The sequence below is a fragment of the Aquibacillus sediminis genome, from assembly GCF_005870085.1.
Classification (GTDB): domain Bacteria; phylum Bacillota; class Bacilli; order Bacillales; family Amphibacillaceae; genus Aquibacillus_E; species Aquibacillus_E sediminis.
The window spans coordinates 1-18,393 of record NZ_SZNM01000041.1; the positions used below are offsets into that span (position 1 = coordinate 1).

The 18,393-nt window shown below is 39.1% G+C and carries 17 protein-coding genes, 1 pseudogene and 1 riboswitch; of the genes and pseudogenes, 11 read left to right on the forward strand and 7 right to left on the reverse strand.

What is annotated here, in order from left to right; translation table 11 throughout:
* Window positions 1-197, forward strand: a pseudogene (locus tag FCI53_RS20200) (Crp/Fnr family transcriptional regulator); the annotation flags it as partial.
* A 516-nt stretch (window positions 198-713) separates the two neighbouring features.
* Complete coding sequence (locus FCI53_RS20205; protein ID WP_138420795.1) at window positions 714-830, forward strand: DUF4023 family protein; 117 nt, start codon at window positions 714-716, stop codon at window positions 828-830.
* Between the two features lie 69 nt (window positions 831-899).
* Here the strand turns inward: FCI53_RS20205 and FCI53_RS20210 are convergent, their stop codons facing one another.
* Window positions 900-1,730, reverse strand: a complete 831-nt coding sequence (locus tag FCI53_RS20210; protein ID WP_138420796.1) for a protein phosphatase 2C domain-containing protein — start codon at window positions 1,728-1,730, stop codon at window positions 900-902.
* 494 nt (window positions 1,731-2,224) lie between these two features.
* Here FCI53_RS20210 and FCI53_RS20215 point away from each other — a divergent pair, with 494 nt between their 5' ends.
* The 6 genes from FCI53_RS20215 to FCI53_RS20240 all read left to right on the forward strand — a co-directional run bounded on the left by FCI53_RS20215 (window position 2,225) and on the right by FCI53_RS20240 (window position 8,247).
* Window positions 2,225-3,115 (forward strand): helix-turn-helix domain-containing protein, encoded by an 891-nt coding sequence (locus tag FCI53_RS20215; RefSeq protein WP_171038260.1) that lies wholly within the window; start codon window positions 2,225-2,227, stop codon window positions 3,113-3,115.
* 317 nt (window positions 3,116-3,432) lie between these two features.
* The gene (gene sda, locus FCI53_RS20220; RefSeq protein WP_246050170.1) at window positions 3,433-3,573 is read left to right on the forward strand and encodes a sporulation histidine kinase inhibitor Sda; all 141 of its coding nucleotides are present in this window, start codon (window positions 3,433-3,435) and stop codon (window positions 3,571-3,573) included.
* Window positions 3,574-4,192: 619 nt separating this feature from the next.
* The gene (locus FCI53_RS20225) at window positions 4,193-5,428 is read left to right on the forward strand and encodes a dicarboxylate/amino acid:cation symporter (protein WP_138420799.1); all 1,236 of its coding nucleotides are present in this window, start codon (window positions 4,193-4,195) and stop codon (window positions 5,426-5,428) included.
* A 431-nt stretch (window positions 5,429-5,859) separates the two neighbouring features.
* Window positions 5,860-6,795 carry an ABC transporter substrate-binding protein gene (locus FCI53_RS20230; RefSeq protein ID WP_171038261.1) on the forward strand — a complete coding sequence of 312 codons (936 nt, stop codon included), beginning with the start codon at window positions 5,860-5,862 and terminating at the stop codon, window positions 6,793-6,795.
* Complete coding sequence (locus FCI53_RS20235; protein WP_210238511.1) at window positions 6,770-7,507, forward strand: ABC transporter ATP-binding protein; 738 nt, start codon at window positions 6,770-6,772, stop codon at window positions 7,505-7,507. The genes FCI53_RS20230 and FCI53_RS20235 overlap by 26 nt, the downstream gene beginning before the upstream one ends.
* Window positions 7,495-8,247: an ABC transporter permease gene (locus FCI53_RS20240; RefSeq protein ID WP_246050171.1), complete on the forward strand. Its 753-nt coding sequence runs from the start codon at window positions 7,495-7,497 to the stop codon at window positions 8,245-8,247. Before FCI53_RS20235 ends, FCI53_RS20240 begins: the two co-directional genes overlap by 13 nt.
* A 29-nt stretch (window positions 8,248-8,276) precedes the next feature.
* On the opposite strand, the gene FCI53_RS20245 is transcribed toward FCI53_RS20240, so the two are convergent.
* The 4 genes from FCI53_RS20245 to FCI53_RS20260 all read right to left on the reverse strand — a co-directional run bounded on the left by FCI53_RS20245 (window position 8,277) and on the right by FCI53_RS20260 (window position 11,536).
* Entirely contained in the window at window positions 8,277-9,083 is an 807-nt protein-coding gene (locus FCI53_RS20245) for a LysM peptidoglycan-binding domain-containing protein (RefSeq protein WP_138420801.1), read from the reverse strand.
* 103 nt (window positions 9,084-9,186) lie between these two features.
* On the reverse strand, window positions 9,187-9,906 hold the full coding sequence (locus FCI53_RS20250; RefSeq protein ID WP_138420802.1) for an amino acid ABC transporter ATP-binding protein: 720 nt from the start codon (window positions 9,904-9,906) through the stop codon (window positions 9,187-9,189).
* Window positions 9,903-10,586 carry an amino acid ABC transporter permease gene (locus FCI53_RS20255; protein WP_138420803.1) on the reverse strand — a complete coding sequence of 228 codons (684 nt, stop codon included), beginning with the start codon at window positions 10,584-10,586 and terminating at the stop codon, window positions 9,903-9,905. Before FCI53_RS20255 ends, FCI53_RS20250 begins: the two co-directional genes overlap by 4 nt.
* Before the next feature lie 161 nt (window positions 10,587-10,747).
* Complete coding sequence (locus FCI53_RS20260; RefSeq protein WP_138420804.1) at window positions 10,748-11,536, reverse strand: transporter substrate-binding domain-containing protein; 789 nt, start codon at window positions 11,534-11,536, stop codon at window positions 10,748-10,750.
* A gap of 122 nt (window positions 11,537-11,658) precedes the next feature.
* Window positions 11,659-11,847: riboswitch (Lysine riboswitch) on the reverse strand.
* Between the two features lie 165 nt (window positions 11,848-12,012).
* Between FCI53_RS20260 and FCI53_RS20265 the strand changes: the two genes are divergently transcribed.
* Entirely contained in the window at window positions 12,013-13,662 is a 1,650-nt protein-coding gene (locus FCI53_RS20265; RefSeq protein WP_138420805.1) for a M20/M25/M40 family metallo-hydrolase, read from the forward strand.
* A gap of 52 nt (window positions 13,663-13,714) precedes the next feature.
* Here FCI53_RS20265 and FCI53_RS20270 read toward each other — a convergent pair whose 3' ends face one another.
* The gene (locus FCI53_RS20270; protein ID WP_138420806.1) at window positions 13,715-14,197 is read right to left on the reverse strand and encodes a PAS domain-containing protein; all 483 of its coding nucleotides are present in this window, start codon (window positions 14,195-14,197) and stop codon (window positions 13,715-13,717) included.
* 463 nt (window positions 14,198-14,660) lie between these two features.
* Window positions 14,661-15,377: an HAD family hydrolase gene (locus FCI53_RS20275; protein ID WP_281279572.1), complete on the reverse strand. Its 717-nt coding sequence runs from the start codon at window positions 15,375-15,377 to the stop codon at window positions 14,661-14,663.
* A gap of 169 nt (window positions 15,378-15,546) precedes the next feature.
* On the opposite strand from FCI53_RS20275, the gene FCI53_RS20280 reads away from it, so the two are divergent.
* Together FCI53_RS20280 and FCI53_RS20285 are read left to right on the forward strand one after the other, a co-directional pair.
* Entirely contained in the window at window positions 15,547-17,868 is a 2,322-nt protein-coding gene (locus tag FCI53_RS20280) for a YcdB/YcdC domain-containing protein (protein ID WP_138420807.1), read from the forward strand.
* Window positions 17,869-18,139: 271 nt separating this feature from the next.
* Window positions 18,140-18,358 (forward strand): hypothetical protein, encoded by a 219-nt coding sequence (locus FCI53_RS20285; RefSeq protein ID WP_138420808.1) that lies wholly within the window; start codon window positions 18,140-18,142, stop codon window positions 18,356-18,358.
* Window positions 18,359-18,393 lie beyond the last annotated feature (35 nt).

Below are 18,393 nucleotides of genomic sequence, written 5' to 3' on the forward strand. Positions count from 1 at the left end.
GACTTGTAATGAACTTCTCTTTCCTATTCAGTGGCACCGTAAGTACCAATGCACAAATGGTTGTACTTGGCATGTTCGTACTAGTAGCAGGTGCTAACGCAGGCAAATTCGGCCTAGACCGCTATGCGATGCCATACTTGAAAGGTCTATTTACAAATAAAGCAGATAAAAAAGTTCAAGAAACAGTAGAAGCATAAGTAAGGGTGCCAGGCACCAACTAGCGTATAGCCACAAACGGCTATACGCTTTTTTTCTGGCAACCAGAGACAGTACATGGATTGGCGGACGTGCAAATCGGATATTTAGTTCCTTCATTCTATATAGATGAGCCTTTCGTAACAGGGGGGGGCGAACATTTAGTACGTTATTTGACCAGAAAACAATGTATTTGCCTACTTTTTTGAACAGATGTCCGCAGAAGCTCCAAATCAAGTCCTTTTTCAGAAATAAGGAATAAAGTGAAACTTCAATCAGTGGGGGTTCTTGGCTCTTCCCCCACTGATTGTTAGTTGAACCATTCGGGGTGTTAGCGTCCGTTTCACTCCCACTAAACATCTCCGTTTCACTTCACGTTTTGAAGCGGAAGTCTTACGGACGGTTGCACCGGGATAATTGTCCGTCAACGTCAATATCAATCACGATAATCGATACGAATGTTTTCCAATAAATTGGTTAGACTAATGGTTAAGTTCATTACTCAAGGAGGTTACATAATGGATACTAGCGAATATGTAAGAAAGCTCCATGAAACACAAGAGAAGGATCGTCTAAATAAACAACGTCAAGGAAATAAAAACAAAGCCAAAAGACTACCAAGCAAACGACATTAATTAAAATGAAAACGTCCTATCTATCTCCCTCCCCTCTCTCGCCAACGAGAAGGGTTTTTTCTCTGTTTGTCAATTTTCAATCAACATCACAGTTAGGTCGTCTTGTTGTTTTGCTCTTGGGTATTTGGTACATGTGTGGTCGTTTGTTTCTATCTGTCTAATTTGATCAATATAATCTTTAATGGATCCAACATCAAGTTCGATCATTTTCCAATCAGTGGCATGGTAAAGCTCAAACAGTCGTGCAAACCCGTCACTGAAGCAGAGAACTTTGGCACCATCATCTAATGGTACGTTTCCTGTGTATCCGTGAGGAATTCCTTTCGCATCCAATGATCCGATCGAATACCCTTCAGGTGTGTTAAGCAGTTTTCGGGTCTGTTGTAGTGTATCCAACATTTTAGACTCTTTCTCATCTGGATCAAGTGTTGAAGCCTTTATTTCTTTCATTACGACTTCTTGCTGTTGACTGAATCGATCAAGACGTTGATCGGTGAAATAGCTTACCTTTCCCTGAGACTTCACGAATATACCGCTATCCCCTAACACATAATACTCTAACTTTTGATTCGCCCACCTCACCATTGCAATCGTGAACGTAGGTAGTTCATACGCATTAGAGCAATCCAGGTTTGGATTTAGCTTGAATGCTTCCTCCCTTACAAATTGTAATGCATCCGTTATGATCGTAGCTAACGTATCCGAGTCGTTTATAAAATTTGGTAAACAATCTTGTAATTGTTGAACAATCCAAACCACATCATTGTCTCCTGTTATCGGATGGTTTGGAAAAAGCGGTGTCGCACCATCAATCACCCAAGCAACATTGGCAAACGATCCAGCCACATCTTCATTGTGCGCCCCGTTACCTTTTTCCGTATACGAATAGGTTACCTTCATTCAAATCCCCTACTTTCATTAAGTATGTTTTCTGTAAAGAATTTTTGGCACACTAATTATAGATTCCGGCGTATCATACCTAGACCCAGTCATTTCGTCTATATTTAGAGCAGATTCTAACCTCAATGTGCACGTTTTTCAGGTTATCGTGGATATTTGCGGTTACATTTTGGCTAGATATACACGTTTAATTCATTATCATCTATATTTAGAGCAGATTCTGACCTTAATGTGCACGTTTTTCAGGTTATCGTGGATATTTGCGATTAAAATTTCATCAGATGTACACGTCCATTGAATTATCGTTTTGTATGTAGCTACTCTATGTCGGATTATCTACAACATATCAGACAAAGACCTTCATTAAATCACTCTATTGAAATGATTCGCTCTTCACAAGGAAAATCCTTTTAAAATATTCTTCTGTACCTTATCAGTGACAGGCACCTCGTTGTGATGATAGTATATAGAAAAGTGTAAGAAGGATGAGCGGATTGAAATGGTATAAACTAAGTGAAGCAATTAAACGACTTCGTAAAGAGTTAAAAATGACACAAAAACAATTGGCTGAGGGTATATGTACACAGGCACAGATAAGCAAGTTGGAAAACCAAGAAGAATTACCCTCCAGTATCACGTTATATCAAATTGCTCAAAAACTTGAGGTAGATGTGGAGTACTTTTTTCGTGAGATCGATAATGAGCGAATAGATTACATAGAAGAGGTGCAATCACTTGCACGAAAATATATTAGAAACAAAAATTATCCTCTATTAAAGGAACTAATTGATGATGAGTTCAAAAATGACTTATTTCAATCGAATAAAGAATATCAACAGTTTCTTTTATGGCACAAAGGAATTTGCATCTATTATATTGAAAAAAATAAATCAAAATCGCTTGAGACACTAAACGAAGCGATCGCATTGACACATGATCAGCAGCGTAAGTTTTATACAGAAAGAGAGATAGAAATACTCAATAGCATCGCGATTATTTATAACGAGGAAAAGGATTTTGTCCAGTCTCTACAATTGTATGAAGAGGCGATTTATTATATTGAGAAACTTCCAAAGTTAAAAGATATCACGATCTATTTACGACTATTATACGGTGCAGCAAAACAACAATTAAAGCTAGACAACATACAAAAATCATTATCCTTTAGTGAAAAAGGGATCCATTTATGCCGAAACAATGAATCACTTTATTTATTAGGAGAACTTTACTATGAAAAAGCTAGATGTCTAGCAAAACGTGACGATCCAGAAGCAGAGACGTTCTTTCAAAAGTCGATGCAAATATTTACTGTTGAGGATAAACTACCATATGTAAAGATAGTAAATGAGGAATATATCCAATTTAAAGAAGCATTGATCAAGTGAGGAATTATTGAAGAAACTGGTTTATTACCTCTATCTTATCATTTGAGACTTTCATAGTCACGACTAGTATACTGCTAGCCACCAATAAGAAAACTTACCATATCACACATAAAGCCTAGTAAGAAGCACCGATTTTTTGGTGCTTTTCTTTCTTGCATCACCACCTGTGGTTTTCAAGTACGATGAACGGTATTTGTAAACAGATTCCCACCATTTGTTTCTAATTACCTACTTTTCAGCAAAATTTTATTGATTTTAGGAAACTATTATCAGAAAATAGATACTGTCTGTTTTAATTCAAAAAGGAGATGGAAAAGTTGAATAGTTTAGAATACTTAAGTAATGAAATGTTAATTGAAGCTTATCATAAAGCGATAGATTTAAATTTGGAGTCTGATTTTGTCATGTTACTTGTACATGAAATGAAAAAACGAGGAATTGAATATATTGACATCTAACCTTTTGTAGAAAGCCATTTAAGAAATTCCTTCTCTTTTTCCGTTAATTTTCGATTTAATGTTTTGTTAAATTCACCCATCATTTTTTGATAAATCGTAGCTTCAGTTATATTCAAGACCATAACCCTCTCTTACACTAACTCTAATTAGTCAATTGTTTAATCACTTACAATTACTATACTACAATCAGAAAAATGGTGCGTTTTTAACCAGGCATTACTCCCCTTCATTTTATCCCCTATTTCTTTCAAAAACGCTATCTTTTTACAAAAATATAATTATAGGAATATTTTAAGGATGACAGTTACAGAATGACATGTGTCGATCGAGTGAGGACAGAATAGTATGATGGTGTCTCCTTTATCATTGCACCACCCAAAATTGATGTAAATCATTTCATGCAAATAAGGTTAATCGTTAAAATAAGGTAAAACCTCACTCGTAGAGGGTTGCTCTTGACCTAACCAAGTGTTAGTTTTATGGACGGTTGCACCCGAGGGCTAATATATTTTTCTTCTAGTAGTCCCTCTCCTTCTAACAACATGCGCTCCATATATGGTAGAATCTAGCAAATGTATCTGGATTCGAGGATAAATAACATTTAAAAGGAGGTAAAGCTATGAAAAGCATTTGGAAAAGCTACTTAGATGCGTCATTAATTTTAAAAGTGACGATTGCATTAATTTTAGGTATAATCGTTGGCTTTATTTTTGGTGAGGATGCGGTCGCTTTAGCACCATTAGGAGATTTATTAATTAAATTACTTAAATTCCTCATCATTCCGTTGATCTTTTTCACACTAATTGTCGGGGTGAATCAGACCAAGCTTACTAATTTAGGCCGGATGGGTGGAAAGGTCTTTGTCTTTTACCTCCTAACATCCGCTGTGGCCATCACGATCGGCATTACCGTTGCGAGTGTTTTTCAACCTGGTACAGGGATGACACTTGATACGAACGAAGCGTTTGACGTTCCTGATAATCCTGGAATTATTAGTGTATTGCTAAACATCGTGCCAGATAATATTATTACTGCCTTCAACGAACTGAATCTTTTGGCGATTATTTTTACCGCGTTTGCATTTGGTATTGCTATTTCCTACTTACGTTCATCAAAAGAATTTGGCGAACTTGGGGAACACGTCTATAAAATGATCGACGGTTTAAATGAAGCAACACTTGCGATTATGAAAGTGATTTTACAATATGTACCGGTTGGGATTTTTGCAATTATCGCTAAAACTGTCGGCAGTCAAGGGAAAGATACCTTGTTAGAACTTGGGGATATGGTTGTTGTTCTATATATTGCGTTGATCGTACAGATCGTGTTTTATGTTATCTTAATGCTTTTAACAAAAGTCAGTCCAGCACAGTTTTTCAAACATGCACGTACACCGATGATCACTGCGTTTGTGACGCAAAGTAGTTCAGGTACGCTCCCACTGACCTTAAATGCTGCGAAGAACATGGGATTATCGAAAAGTTTATATGGCTTTAGCCTGCCATTAGGAGCAACCATTAATATGGATGGTGCGGCGATTCGGATTGCAGTTTCTGCCGTATTTGCTGCAAATATTATTGGCGAACCATTGAGTTTTACCGACATGTTCCAAGTCGTGCTGATCGGTACACTAGCATCTGTTGGGACAGCAGGCGTTCCTGGTGCAGGTATTGTCATGATTGCGACGGTGTTTGCACAGTTAGGCTTACCAATGGAAGCTGTCGGTTTACTAACTGCGATTGATGCGCTTGTCGGAATGGGTGCAACCGCACTGAATGTCACTGGTGACTTAGTCGGGACGTCTGTGATTAATAAAACGGAGAAACAACAGGGTGTAGATGAATCATATAGTTAGAAGAGAGCCAACCCTGAGGGGCTGGCTCTCTTTTGGAGTAAAAACCATTTTCGCGGACATTTGGTGCGCTATTTGCCCAAAAACCTGTACTTTAAAGGAGTTGGCGGACATTCGATACCTTATTTGCTAAAAAATCCAGGTGAACTGCTTAACTTTTGGCAAATAAAGGAACAGATGTCCACAGACACCCCACAATCGCCTTTTTTTCCTAAAATAACGAACCAAATGTCCGCGTAGTTACCAAGTTATACGTGCTAAACACGTTAAGCACCTCTGCAACTGGGACAAGTGCCCTGTCCCCATGTCCCACCATCTTCTAATAATAGACACGATTTAGACATTGCTTATTCAATGCTTTAAGACTAAAATTAAGTATGTGAAAAGTTTAACAATTTATGTGAAAAATATAACAAACGTTAGGAGAAATGACAATGAACAATTTGAAAACCTTTTTCACGATTAGTTTTGTCGCTTTAATTGCCTTTACGGTTGGATGTAGTCAGCAAACGAAAGCAGAAGATCCCTCTGACCAATCAGACAGAGAAAGTCTAAAAATTGGCGTCATGCCTGCGGTAGATTCTGCACCAATTTTTTTAGCTGACCAAAAGGGTTATTTTGAGGAAATTGGACTGGATGCTGAGATACAAATCTATACGAATGCAATGAACAGACAAAGCGCCCTACAAACAGGTGAGCTTGACGGGGCCATGACCGATGTAATCGCATTAGTTAATAATGTCGAAAATGGCTTTGATATAAAAGTAACGACAAGTACGGATGGAGCTTTCCCATTTTTGATCAATCAAGATTTTCAAGAAAAACAAGACATAAAAGTTGGCATGATGGAAGTCAGTGTCTCTAACTATTTAGCAGATCGTAGTTTAGGAAATTCCTATAATCTTGAAAAAGTGTATATCAATGAAATTCCTGCCCGGTTAGAAATGATTAGTACTGGCAAACTAGATATGGCAGTAATCCCTGAACCAATGGCTTCTCAAGGAGCGTTGACTGGGCTTGATAAACAATTAATTGAAAATGAGGATGAATTCTCCCCTGATGTAATGGTATTTACTGGTGATGCGATTGAACAAAATCCAGAAGCAATTAAACGATTCCACCAAGCATATAACAAGGCTGTGGCAGAAATTGCTAAAGATGATCAAGAAGCGCGGACAATTCTGATCGAAGTCCTTGATCTAAAGTCAGAAATTAAAGACGATATCATAATGCCAACTTATCACCAAGCAAGAGTACCAAGTGAAGCCTTTCTCAACCGAGTCATCGATTGGAACGAACAAGTGCTTGGTGAACAGGTGAATGTTCGTTACCAAGATTTAGTCGATGAAAGTTTCATCCATCATGATTGAAGTCAACCAAATTGATGTGCACTATCAGCAGGAAAAGGTGTTGAATCAAGTCTCACTCACCTTGGAGAAACATTGCACCTACGCTGTAATTGGTGCTTCCGGCTGTGGCAAGACAACGCTACTTTATACCTTAGCAGGGTTAAAGCAGCCCACATCTGGAACGATTACAATTGATGGACAACCACTAACAGGCATTCGTCAAAGTACAGGTTTAATTTTACAAGATTATGGATTACTGCCATGGAAAACGGTATGGGATAATATTGCTTTTCCATTGAAAACAAGAGGATTCGGCAAGCATGAAATCGTTCAAAAAGTCGGAGCGTTCTTAAAAAGTTTAGGGATGAAAAATTATAGCAACAAACTTCCAGGTGAGCTTAGCGGCGGGCAAAAACAACGCGTTGCGATTGGCAGGACATTGGCACTTGAACCAGATCTGTTATTAATGGATGAAGCATCATCAGCCTTAGACGCGATGACCAAAGAACATATCCAAAACTTGATTCTATCGATCTATAAGCAGCGACTGCTCACCTTAGTAATGGTGACACATAATATTGAGGAAGCGGTTTTTCTTGGGCAAAAAATCATTGTGATGCAAAATGGAAACATACGTCATATCATGGATAATCCACAATTTGGTTTGGAGAATTCTCGAAGTAGTCTCGCATTCTATCGCACTTGTTTGGAGCTACGAGCATGGCTCGAATGACAAGACGGTTGCTGGCTAACAAAACACTTTATGGTGTACTTGTCATCGTGGTGGCATGGTATGTGTTGCACTTCGGGTTACGGTCAGCTGCCATCCCATCTCCTCACGAAACGTTGATGAACTTTGTCATGATTCTTCCTGGAGAACTAAGCTTACACTTACTCGTCAGTTTACTACGCATCACCATTGCGATAGTGATTTCCTTAATAGCTGGCAGTTTGATTGGACTTTGGATTGGCATGAGTAAAAAGGCGAATGAATTGATCTCACCAATTGTGTATATTCTTTATCCATTACCAAAAATTGCTTTCCTACCCGTTTTAATGATCTTGTTCGGACTGGGAAACACGCCAAAGATTGTCCTGATTATAACAATCGTTATTTTTCAAATCATTGTTGCCGTAAAGGATGGGGTTAAAGAAATTCCTAAGGAACTATTCTATTCAGTGCAATCCTTGGGAGTAAACAAGCAAGAATTATATCGACACCTGATCATTCCGGCGGTATTACCGAAAATGATTACTGCATTACGGATCAGTATTGGTGTCAGTATCTCCGTTTTATTTTATGCCGAGAACTTTGCCACCACCTATGGGATTGGCTACTTTATTATGGACAGTTGGATCAAAGTCAATTACGTCGAAATGTTCAGTGGCATCCTCGCCCTCAGCATACTCGGCTACTTCTTATTTAAATTAATCGACATCATAGAAAGGAAAGTTTGCAGGTGGATTTGGTAACAGGCACCGAACAGTCAGTGCCTGTTACTCTATTCAAACAACACTCGAATCTGAACAAGGTCTTGAATCGATCCGTCCATGGCACTTCTTGTATATACTTCCAATACACCTGCATCCGTGGTTGGTTGCCTGTCAAAACGAATTTGATCGCTAAAACGGCTATAAGCTGGGGCACCATATTCAGCAGTCGTGTAGCTTTCCTCCATCACGACAACGTCAGTCGTATCGACGACACGATATAGCACCGTTGCTTCAAACACTCGTGCATAGCCTTTTATTGTTTGATTATCACGAATGACAGACCCTGGAAAAGGCTGGGTGACAACAATGTTTTCTGAAGTTGGGACTGGAATGATCAGTCGCATCCCCTCCCTAAGTGCATCCGATAATACATAAGGACGGCGGGCATTAGCCTGGGTAATCACCGACAAATCAATCCCTGTTTGGTCTGCTATTGATGAGAGGGAATCCCCTGGCCTAACCGCATAAATAACGGCTGGGACTTCAATCTGCTGATTCGGAAAAAGAAAATCTGGGTTATGAATCGTTTTATTAATGCCAACTAAAAGCTGCGGATTCGTGGAAAAACGTTGTGAGATCGAACGAACTGTATCACCTGATTGAATCGCATATAATGTATAGGTTTGGGTGGACATCTGCTTAGGAATAACAAGCACCTGATTGACATAGATCGTATAAGGATCAACAAATGGCGGATATAATCCATTCGCATTAGCGATTGCATCGACATTGCTTTGATACTGATTAGCGAGATTTGCGACCGTATCTCCCGGCTTTACTGTATGAAGGATATGGGTTCCAAACATCACAGGCATGCATTACACCCTTTCTTTCACGTCATACTTCTATAACTATGAAAGAAGGCTTGCAAAATATGCAAAAGTAACAGGCACCTATTAAGCAGGTACCTGTTACCTTTTACAAAATTTGTTTCAAGAAACGTTGGGTACGATCGTGTTTCGGGTTGGTAAAGAATTCATCCGGGTGGCCTTCTTCAATGATCACGCCATCGGCTAACATGATCACGCGATCCGCCATTTCTCTAGCAAAGCCCATCTCATGGGTGACCACGATCATCGTCATCCCTTCTTCAGCTAAGTTTTTCATTACTTGCAACACTTCCCCGACTAACTCTGGATCAAGTGCAGAGGTTGGTTCATCAAACAACATAACATCTGGTTCCATCGCTAGTGAACGAGCAATTGCCACACGTTGTTTTTGCCCACCAGATAAGTGGTCTGGATAGTAATGGACATGCTCTTTCAATCCGACTTTTTCTAGTAAATTAAGCGCTTGTTGTTTGGCTTTTTGTTTGTCCACACCTTTCACATAAATGGGTGCTTCCATCACATTTTCCAACACGGTTTTATGTGGGAATAAGTTAAAATGTTGGAACACCATCCCGACTTTTTCTCTTACTTTATTTAAATTTGTCTTGTCATCAATCGATTTCCCATTAAGTAAGATCTCCCCACTGTTAGCAATTTCTAGGAAGTTTAAGCAACGTAATAAGGTACTTTTGCCTGAACCACTTCCGCCAATTAACACGACAACTTCACTTTTTTCTACTTCGAGATCAATATTTTTTAACACTTCTAAATCAGCAAATGATTTGGATAATTGCTTTACTTGGATCATGCCACTTTCACCTTCTTCGGTCGATTTACATCAAATTTTCTTTCTACCCTATTCATAATTTGCGTGAAGATTAGTACAAGAATCAAGTAATAGATTCCAACGACAAAGTATGTTTCAAACGGCATATAATTTTCCCCTTGTGCAGATAAAGCCGTGTTAAACAACTCGGTAACAGAAATGTAAGCTACAAGTGACGAATCCTTTAAGCCGATGATAAACTGATTTCCCAACGAAGGAATGGCTCGTTTAAATGCTTGGGGAAAAACAATTCGTCGCATCGCTAACGTTGTTGGCATACCAAGCGAACGTGCAGCTTCCAATTGTCCTTTATCAATCGATTGGATCGCACCTCTAAAAATTTCTGCAATATATGCTCCAGAATGAACACCAAGCGCTATGGCACCAGCTGTGAAACTATCTAGCATAATAAAATTGGCAATTCCGTAGTAGAGAAACATAATCTGAACAATTAATGGCGTTCCGCGGATGATCCCAATATAGAGATCAGCAATAAGGTTTAATAGTTTAATAGAAGATAGTTTTAATCCAGCAACCACAACCCCAATTAAGGTTGCAATCAGAAGGGAGACGGCTGTAATACTTACAGTTAGCCAGGTTGCTTCTAAAAAGGCTGTCCCATGTTCTTGAAAGATGCTAAGGATGTTTGTGAAAAATTCCATGTTTGTACCTCTTTCTTCCTATTTAATAGTGGGTTAATTAAAAGGGGCTTATCCGTTATTGACCTGTCTGTGTGCGTTACTTAATTTGTCATGCCGCACAACAAGCTACTTTCCAGAAAAAAAGAAGCACGAGAACCGTTCCCGTGCTCCCAACATAGCCTTTATTCTGTTTCTAGTACATTCTCATCGAACCATTTCATACTAATTTCTTCATACGTACCATCTTCAACCATCGATTGAATGGCTTCGTTAATTTTCTCTACTAATAAAGTGTCGCCTTCTTTCGTCGCAACGCTAATGCGATCTTCATTCAATAGCTCTGCCGTAGTGTCGATGGCAAGTCCTTTTTCATTTCTAGCATCCAACCCTACAATTTTATCGGTAATCACTGCATCAATTCTACCAATCTCTAAATCTTGTAATGCATTGACATCAGTTGGATATGACTTGACGTCGTCTGATAATTCCTCCGCCATGTCTTTCCATGTACTCGCTTGAATGACCCCTACCGTTTTATCTCTTAAATCTTCTGGAGAAGTAATCTCTGTGTTTCCTTCCGCTACAAAAATTTGTGCACCGGATAGATAATACGGCTCGGTAAAGTCTACTTGCTTATCACGTTCTTCAGTTGCTGTCATACTACCGATAATCGCGTCATATTTGTTCACTTTTAGCCCTTGAATAATCGTTTCCCATGGGTTTGTTACCGGATTTGGTTCTAATCCAATCCGTTCGGCAATTTCGTTTCCGATTTCCACTTCAAAACCTGTAAGCTCTCCATCTTTTTTATAGTTTAATGGCGGATATTGCCCCGTCATGGCAAAAGTTAACTTTCCATCTTCCACTAATTCCAAGCTAGCGTCCTCACTTTCACCACTCGCTTGATCCGATCCACACGCCGCTAAAATCAATAGGGCGATCATGCTAAAAAACATCATTCCTTTTTTCATTTTTCAGTCTCCTCCTGTTGTATTGTATTTGTATACGTATGTACCATCAGGCCGCGTTCGATTTTTGGCAAATAAAAAAACACCTTATTTAGGTGTTTGCATCACACCTCATCTATACCTTCCGCGAAGATAGTACTCCACGATTATTCTAAAAAATAATCGTGACAGTTCTGCCCCTATTCGAGAACAGCCCCAGTTTTTAAGACGTGCTAGTCATAAAAACTTCGGCGATTTATCCTTTTCTAGACCTTCTTCGGTTATGCACAACCTCGTGCCTAGTACTCTTATAAATCGCAACCTCTACCTCACCATGTTGATGAGGTTACGTATGAAATTTTCTCAAGACGTTTTTTATTATAAGTTGATTAGGAAGAGATTGCAAGCATATTTTCAGGAAAAAAATTTGCTTGACGTTCTGAGAAAAATGAGATACTTTTTATTACATTGCTATATTACCACCTAAAGGAGACCTCACGATGTTTGATTGCAGAGAAGATGTATTATTGTTAACAAAACAATTAGTTAATATTGAAAGTATAGTCAATACAAACGGGGAGAAGGAAATGGCACAGGTTATTTATACAATGCTTTCTTCTATCCCCTATTTTACAGAAAATCCAGAATTCCTAAACATGTCACAAACAATTGACGATGATCAAGAACGTTATAATGTCCTAGCTTGTGTGAAAGGCACGAAAGGAACAAGTAACAAAACCGTTATTTTGATGGGACATATAGATACAGTTGGAACAGATGACTTCAACCAACATCAAGCATTTGCTCAAGATCCTGATACCCTTATGCAAGAGTTGCTCAAGGATGAACAACCTGATCTTATTTCCGAACATCTTCACTCCGATGACTGGTTATTTGGGCGTGGTGTGTTAGATATGAAAAGTGGTGTAGCGAGTCATTTGTATTTATTAAAATACTACGCTGAACATCCTGAAGAACTAGACGGGAACCTTGTATTTGTGGCTGAATGTGACGAAGAGGATGGCTCCCACGGTATTCTTTCTGCTTTAAAAGATTTAAAACAGTGGAAACAAGAACATGGCTTCGAATATGTTGCTGCTATTAATGCAGACTTTGTTTCACCACGTTATGATGGAGACCCAAATCGCTATATCTATAAAGGAACAATCGGAAAACTACTTCCCTCCTTCTATATTACTGGTGCCGAAACCCATGTTGGCTCTGCCTTTGAAGGATTAGATCCGAACTTTCTTGCCGCTGAACTGACTAGACAAATTGAATACAATCCAGAGCTTTCAAACGAGGCCAAAGGAGAAACGACAGTCCCACCAGTATCGTTAAAACAAACGGACCTAAAACCATCTTATACGGTACAAACCGCACTTTCATCCTATGTGTATTACAATTTCTTTATTCATTCATGGTCACCAAAAGAAGTGCTGGAAAAATTAAAACAACAAGCGACAATTGCATTCAACAATGCATTAGCATTATACCAAGATCGTTATGATACATTTTGTAACCTTAGTGGTGAACCAAAGCAAGCGATCCCTTGGTCTGCTAAAGTAATGACCTATGAAGAAATGGATCAATTATTGACAGATGAAAATGGGGATGCATATACAGAACATATGCGTGCATTTAAAGAGGAACTACTGTTAGATACGAGTCTTGACATGCGTATGTATGCAGCTCGTGTGGTGGAAGAAGCATGGAAATGGATGCAAGATAAATCACCAGCCATGATTTTATTCTACTCGTCACTGTATTCGCCAAGTATTGAATTAAACGAAGAAAATGAGGCAGACAAACATTTGCTCGACGCCTTGGACCAAGCAGTAGATACCGTTCAACCACAATATGAGCATCCAATTGTGACACGTAACTTTTTCCCATATATCTCGGATATGAGCTTTGTTGCTTTAACTGATGATGAACAAGGAACAGAGGCCGTCGCAAACAATAATCCTGGTTGGAAAACAAAGCACTATGTCAACTTCCAAGACATCCGTGACATTAATGTGCCTGTGATCAACATCGGTCCATATGGCTATGATGCACACAAAAAAAATGAACGAATGGAAATGACCTACTCATTAGAAATCGTACCAAACCTAACGAATCAGGTCGTACAAGGAGTATTAAAATAGGGAAAACGAAAAGTGACAGGCACCGTTATTTCAACGGTACCTGTCGCTTTTTTTAAGTGCCTGTCGTCGGTGATGATTCTCCTTGTAATCGAATAATTCCTTGAACTGCAACCAATTCACCGTCCTTATAAATAGGGCTGGCATACTCTTCAAATAATTGATAATTCCCATCCACACCTCGCCACCGTTGTAGAATTGGCTTGCTGTAATCGATATTTCCGGACATTTTGTCATTCATGATATGGACATCATCAGGATGAAGATTCCTAAATGCCAACAGAGAATCTTCCATACACTGCTCTAAATGACCTGCCCCGAAATAGCTATCAAGAGAAGGGCTCAAATACTTAAATTGATACTCGACAACGTCAAAATAATAGACAATATCTTGCGATGACTCAACCAAGTCATAGATTCTTTTTTCATTTATCGATTTTTCTCGTAGTTTTACTAGACTAAATCCCCTTGTTTGACAAAAGCCGTTGACTAATAGCCCCATGACTAGTACAACGATTGAAAAATAGAATAGATCCAATCTTTCCCCCTCCTACCGCTATTTCTTAGATGCTCTTTTCAATTGCATAACAGCAAAGAACCATTACTATTTTACTAGTGTTTTGAGTGATTTTCCATAGATTTTTTTGAATGTTCTAAGCAAAATGAATTATTTGTTATCAAAAAACTCACAGAGACTGTCATTTATATCGTTACTATTTGACTACTTTAGTAAACAAATAAGTTGAACTACTAGGGAACTTAGGCGGTTGTGAAATCGTATCTGCAGGAAGAAACAAGCCTCAACATTCTTGGGTAAAAATATTTTTTGCGCAATAAAAAACACCCGTTTAACAAACAGGTGTTATCTATAAAGTATAACTTCACTTAGTAGTTTTTTTGCTCTTCCCACACTGTGTGTTAGTGGAACCAATCGGGGTGTTAGCGAAAATTTTACTCCCACTTAAACCTCTCCGTTTCACTTCATGATTGAAGTGGGAATCTTACAGACGGTTACACCGGGATAATGCTTCGTATAATTCTTTAGCACTATGAACTTCCAGATCAGGCTTGTACGAAGATTCCGGCATATCGCGTTTGCGATGATTCATCCAAATCGCCTGCCAGCCTGCCTTTTTAGCACCAACAATATCATGGTGGAAGGAATCACCAATGTAGATTGTTTTCCTTGTATCTAGTTGAAGCTGGTCCTCCAATACGTTAAACACTTCTTGTTTTGGTTTGGCATAACCAATCGCCCCAGAAATAAACAGATGTTCTGCAGGAATCCAGTTTGTCAGATTTAACTGTTTGATTTTCATCGATTGATGGTCCGTTTCCCCATTGGTTAATACTGCAAGTTGCTTGTTTTGCTGATAAAGATCGTCCAATAGCTGTTTCACTTCATCAAATAGAACAATTTTTCGTTGTTCTTTGACGTATGCATTTTGGAACTCTAGTGCCTTTTGTTCGGTGATGGCAATGCCAAACTCTTCACAAGCTTGCGTCATTCTCCGTATTTGCAACTCCTGTACAGGAATTTCTCCCGCTTCCCATTTGTCAAAAAGCACATCACTATGCTTACGGCTAACAGTATATAACTGATTTAACTCTGCTTCAGTAAGTGGTTGATCAAACAACTTTTTATATGTAATTTTGAAAGGCAATGCCTGATCATACAACGTATCATCTACATCAAAAATAATCGTATCCATTTCCATTCCATCTCCTCCTCCGAATATCATACCATATTTTTTACGTTTATTAACGGGATGATAAAGGTGTCTATCACCAAATCAGACGTATCTGTAACTTTTTTCTTTTCATATTCGTCTGTTTAATTGGATATATTTTCCATAATAGGATTATTTTTGAAGGGGGAATGTTCGATTGAAAAAACGAACGGTTTCATTACTTGTTACTGCACTTACCGTACCAGGACTTTTAGGAGGATACGCTGGAACAAGTGTACATGCCTCAACAGAACAACAGCCGACTGATTTACAAGTATCGGACAACTTGGATTCTGACCGAATCATTAGTGATGCCCAAGAGCAACAACTAAGAGAGGAAGCAGACATAACAAAACAACAAGCCATTAACATTGCCAAAGATTTTGTTAATCTAGATGATGAATTCACGCAAGAAAATGTTAGCTTCCAAACCAATTGGCAAGGGCAGATCAACAGTGTTTGGACCGTACGCTGGCAAAAACAAGAAGATAAGAACTACCACTATGTTCATGTCACATTAGATGCTAATACTGGCGATATTGTTGGCATGAACCGATCCCATTCAGGTCCGGACTTAGAAGTTTCCTATCCACCAAAGGTTGATCGATCCGAGGCCAAAGACATGGCTATGTCGATTATTGAAGAGCAATTTCCAAACCTAGTCGACCAAGTTGACTATCAAGAGGATAACCAAAAGACACCACTGGAAGGAAATGTTGTCTATGACTTACATTTTCATCAAACGAAACAAGACATACCATTTAAAGACAACGGTTTAACGATACGGATCAATGGGAATGGTGATTTCGTTGGACTTGATTACCGCTGGGATCAAAATGTGTCCTTTGAAAATCCCGACGATGTTATATCAAAAGAAAACGCAACAGAGAAAATGATAGAGACACTTCCTTTGCAATTACAGTATCGACAAATTCAAGGAATGGAGCCCTATGCAGGGAATTCATCACAAGAAAACAATCAATATGCACTCGAATATGCTTACGCGAATGTCTCGAATGGAATTTATTTTGATGCAAAGCAAGGAACATGGGTCGATGCGGATGGTAATAAGCTAGATCTTGACCAAGCAACAACATTTGAAGCGATTACAGAGCAACCTTTGGAACAAGCACCCACTGAAAACTCTCAAGCATTATCCCAGCAACAAGCAATCGATGTGTTTCAGGACGTATTTGATTTACCAGAAATGGAGTTGGAACATGTCAATTACCGTGAACAATCCAATAATCACAATGATGCCTATTGGTCATTTACATGGAGAGATGAAGAAAACGACAATACAATTAATGGAAGAATTGATGCCTTAACAGGGGAAATTTTAAATTATTCTAACCACAACTACGATACACGCCCAGGAGACGAGGAAGATATTGAACAATCCTCAACCTATCAAGAAGCAAAACAACAAGCGATCGAGACGGTGAAGCAGCTTCTTCCATGGAAAACAGATCAAATTGCGTTAAACCCAAGCCATCACCAAGAGCCTGACAATGCGGACAAAATGAGAGAGTTCACGTATCATTTCCAACAATTAGTAAATGGTATACCTGTACCGAACCAAACGATTACGGTAACCATCAACGCAGAGAATGGTACACTTTCACGTTTTTATCAAGACTGGGAAAACGAAGCTGATTTTGCCGATCCAACCAACATAATAAGTGAACAACAAGCAAAACAAATCTATTTAGATGCTGCAGACATCCAACTAGAATACGTCACCCCACAACAAGAGCAACCATTCATTCCCGTATCACCGGATGTAGGACAGGAAGATGCACAACATGTGAAATTGGCATACACCTTTGACATCGAACAAACAGACGATCCTATCTACCTTGATGCAGTAGAAGGTAATTGGCTATCAGCAAGAACGGGTGAACCGGTAGCTGATAATCTTGAGCCAACCGATCTCACTGGCCATTGGGCCGAAGAAGAACTTCGATTAATGCTAGAATACCAGGCATTAAACATCACAGATGATGGAAAAGTAAATCCAAACAAGACGATTACGCGTGGAGAAGTTGTAAAAATGATGATGTTATCCACGAATCCAAATCCATATTATTATCGCGAATTTGCTATGAGTCTATCAAACGAGGAAGCATCCTTTGATGATGTAAGCACAGATTCCACCTACTTCCCATATGTAGAATCAGCTGTACGCGAAGGATGGATAGATGGATCCCAACAAACATTTAATCCTGATGAACCAGTTACGCGTGAAGAGTTAGCATCAATGATTGTCAGGGCATTAGGCTATGAAGAGTTAGCAGAGATCGATGAAATGTTTGTCACCAACTTTAATGATATTGATCAAGCCGACAGTCCTGGTGTAATTTCGATTATTAGCCATCTAGAGATTATGAATGGCTCAGACGGTAACTTTCGACCACAAGACCATGCAACCCGCGCCCATTCGGCAAAAGCATATTATGAATATTTGAAAACACGATGATGTTGGTTTAAGCGTTACGGCGTGAGCAGACGCCACTTCCAGCCTAAACGGACAATTTCATTCAGACTGCGGTGAAAGTTAAACTTCATTCAGTGGGGGTTGCTTTCATCCCCCCACTAAACATGTTTTGAAACGGGAACCTTATGGACGGTTGCAACGGGATAATATGTTTCGCATTAAAAAATCCGAACTAGACTTCAATATTCTCCGAGTAGAATTTGAATTCGTTCGGATTTTTTTATGGCGTACAGGTAAAGGGCGAGTTAGTTGCATGTGGTCAATTTCAGGTGGTCATTTGGCAAAATACCGGAATGAGGATCCGCATCAAGGATGTGCACCGGTCCGTGGTTCCGTTATTTCACAAATATTACCTTTAAAAGAAGAGGAATCGGTTCCTGTGGACCTCTGTCAAGAAAGTGGACACCAAAATAACGAAAAGTTGTTTAATATTGGTCGTGCAGAGACTTTTCTTAACTTTTTAAGATCATAGATGATGCCGTGGAAGCGTCAAGCCCAGCCCGCTTG

Coding starts and splice junctions, on each gene's coding strand:
- FCI53_RS20240 (WP_246050171.1), top strand. CDS start 7,495: ATGGCTCGAATGACAAGACGGTTGCTGGCTAACAAAACACTTTATGGT.
- FCI53_RS20275 (WP_281279572.1), bottom strand. CDS start 15,377: ATGGAAATGGATACGATTATTTTTGATGTAGATGATACGTTGTATGAT.
- FCI53_RS20260 (WP_138420804.1), bottom strand. CDS start 11,536: ATGAAAAAAGGAATGATGTTTTTTAGCATGATCGCCCTATTGATTTTA.
- FCI53_RS20230 (WP_171038261.1), top strand. CDS start 5,860: ATGAACAATTTGAAAACCTTTTTCACGATTAGTTTTGTCGCTTTAATT.
- FCI53_RS20225 (WP_138420799.1), top strand. CDS start 4,193: ATGAAAAGCATTTGGAAAAGCTACTTAGATGCGTCATTAATTTTAAAA.
- FCI53_RS20285 (WP_138420808.1), top strand. CDS start 18,140: ATGTGGTCAATTTCAGGTGGTCATTTGGCAAAATACCGGAATGAGGAT.
- FCI53_RS20250 (WP_138420802.1), bottom strand. CDS start 9,906: ATGATCCAAGTAAAGCAATTATCCAAATCATTTGCTGATTTAGAAGTG.
- FCI53_RS20245 (WP_138420801.1), bottom strand. CDS start 9,083: ATGCCTGTGATGTTTGGAACCCATATCCTTCATACAGTAAAGCCGGGA.
- FCI53_RS20235 (WP_210238511.1), top strand. CDS start 6,770: ATGAAAGTTTCATCCATCATGATTGAAGTCAACCAAATTGATGTGCAC.
- FCI53_RS20205 (WP_138420795.1), top strand. CDS start 714: ATGGATACTAGCGAATATGTAAGAAAGCTCCATGAAACACAAGAGAAG.
- FCI53_RS20255 (WP_138420803.1), bottom strand. CDS start 10,586: ATGGAATTTTTCACAAACATCCTTAGCATCTTTCAAGAACATGGGACA.
- FCI53_RS20210 (WP_138420796.1), bottom strand. CDS start 1,730: ATGAAGGTAACCTATTCGTATACGGAAAAAGGTAACGGGGCGCACAAT.
- FCI53_RS20265 (WP_138420805.1), top strand. CDS start 12,013: ATGTTTGATTGCAGAGAAGATGTATTATTGTTAACAAAACAATTAGTT.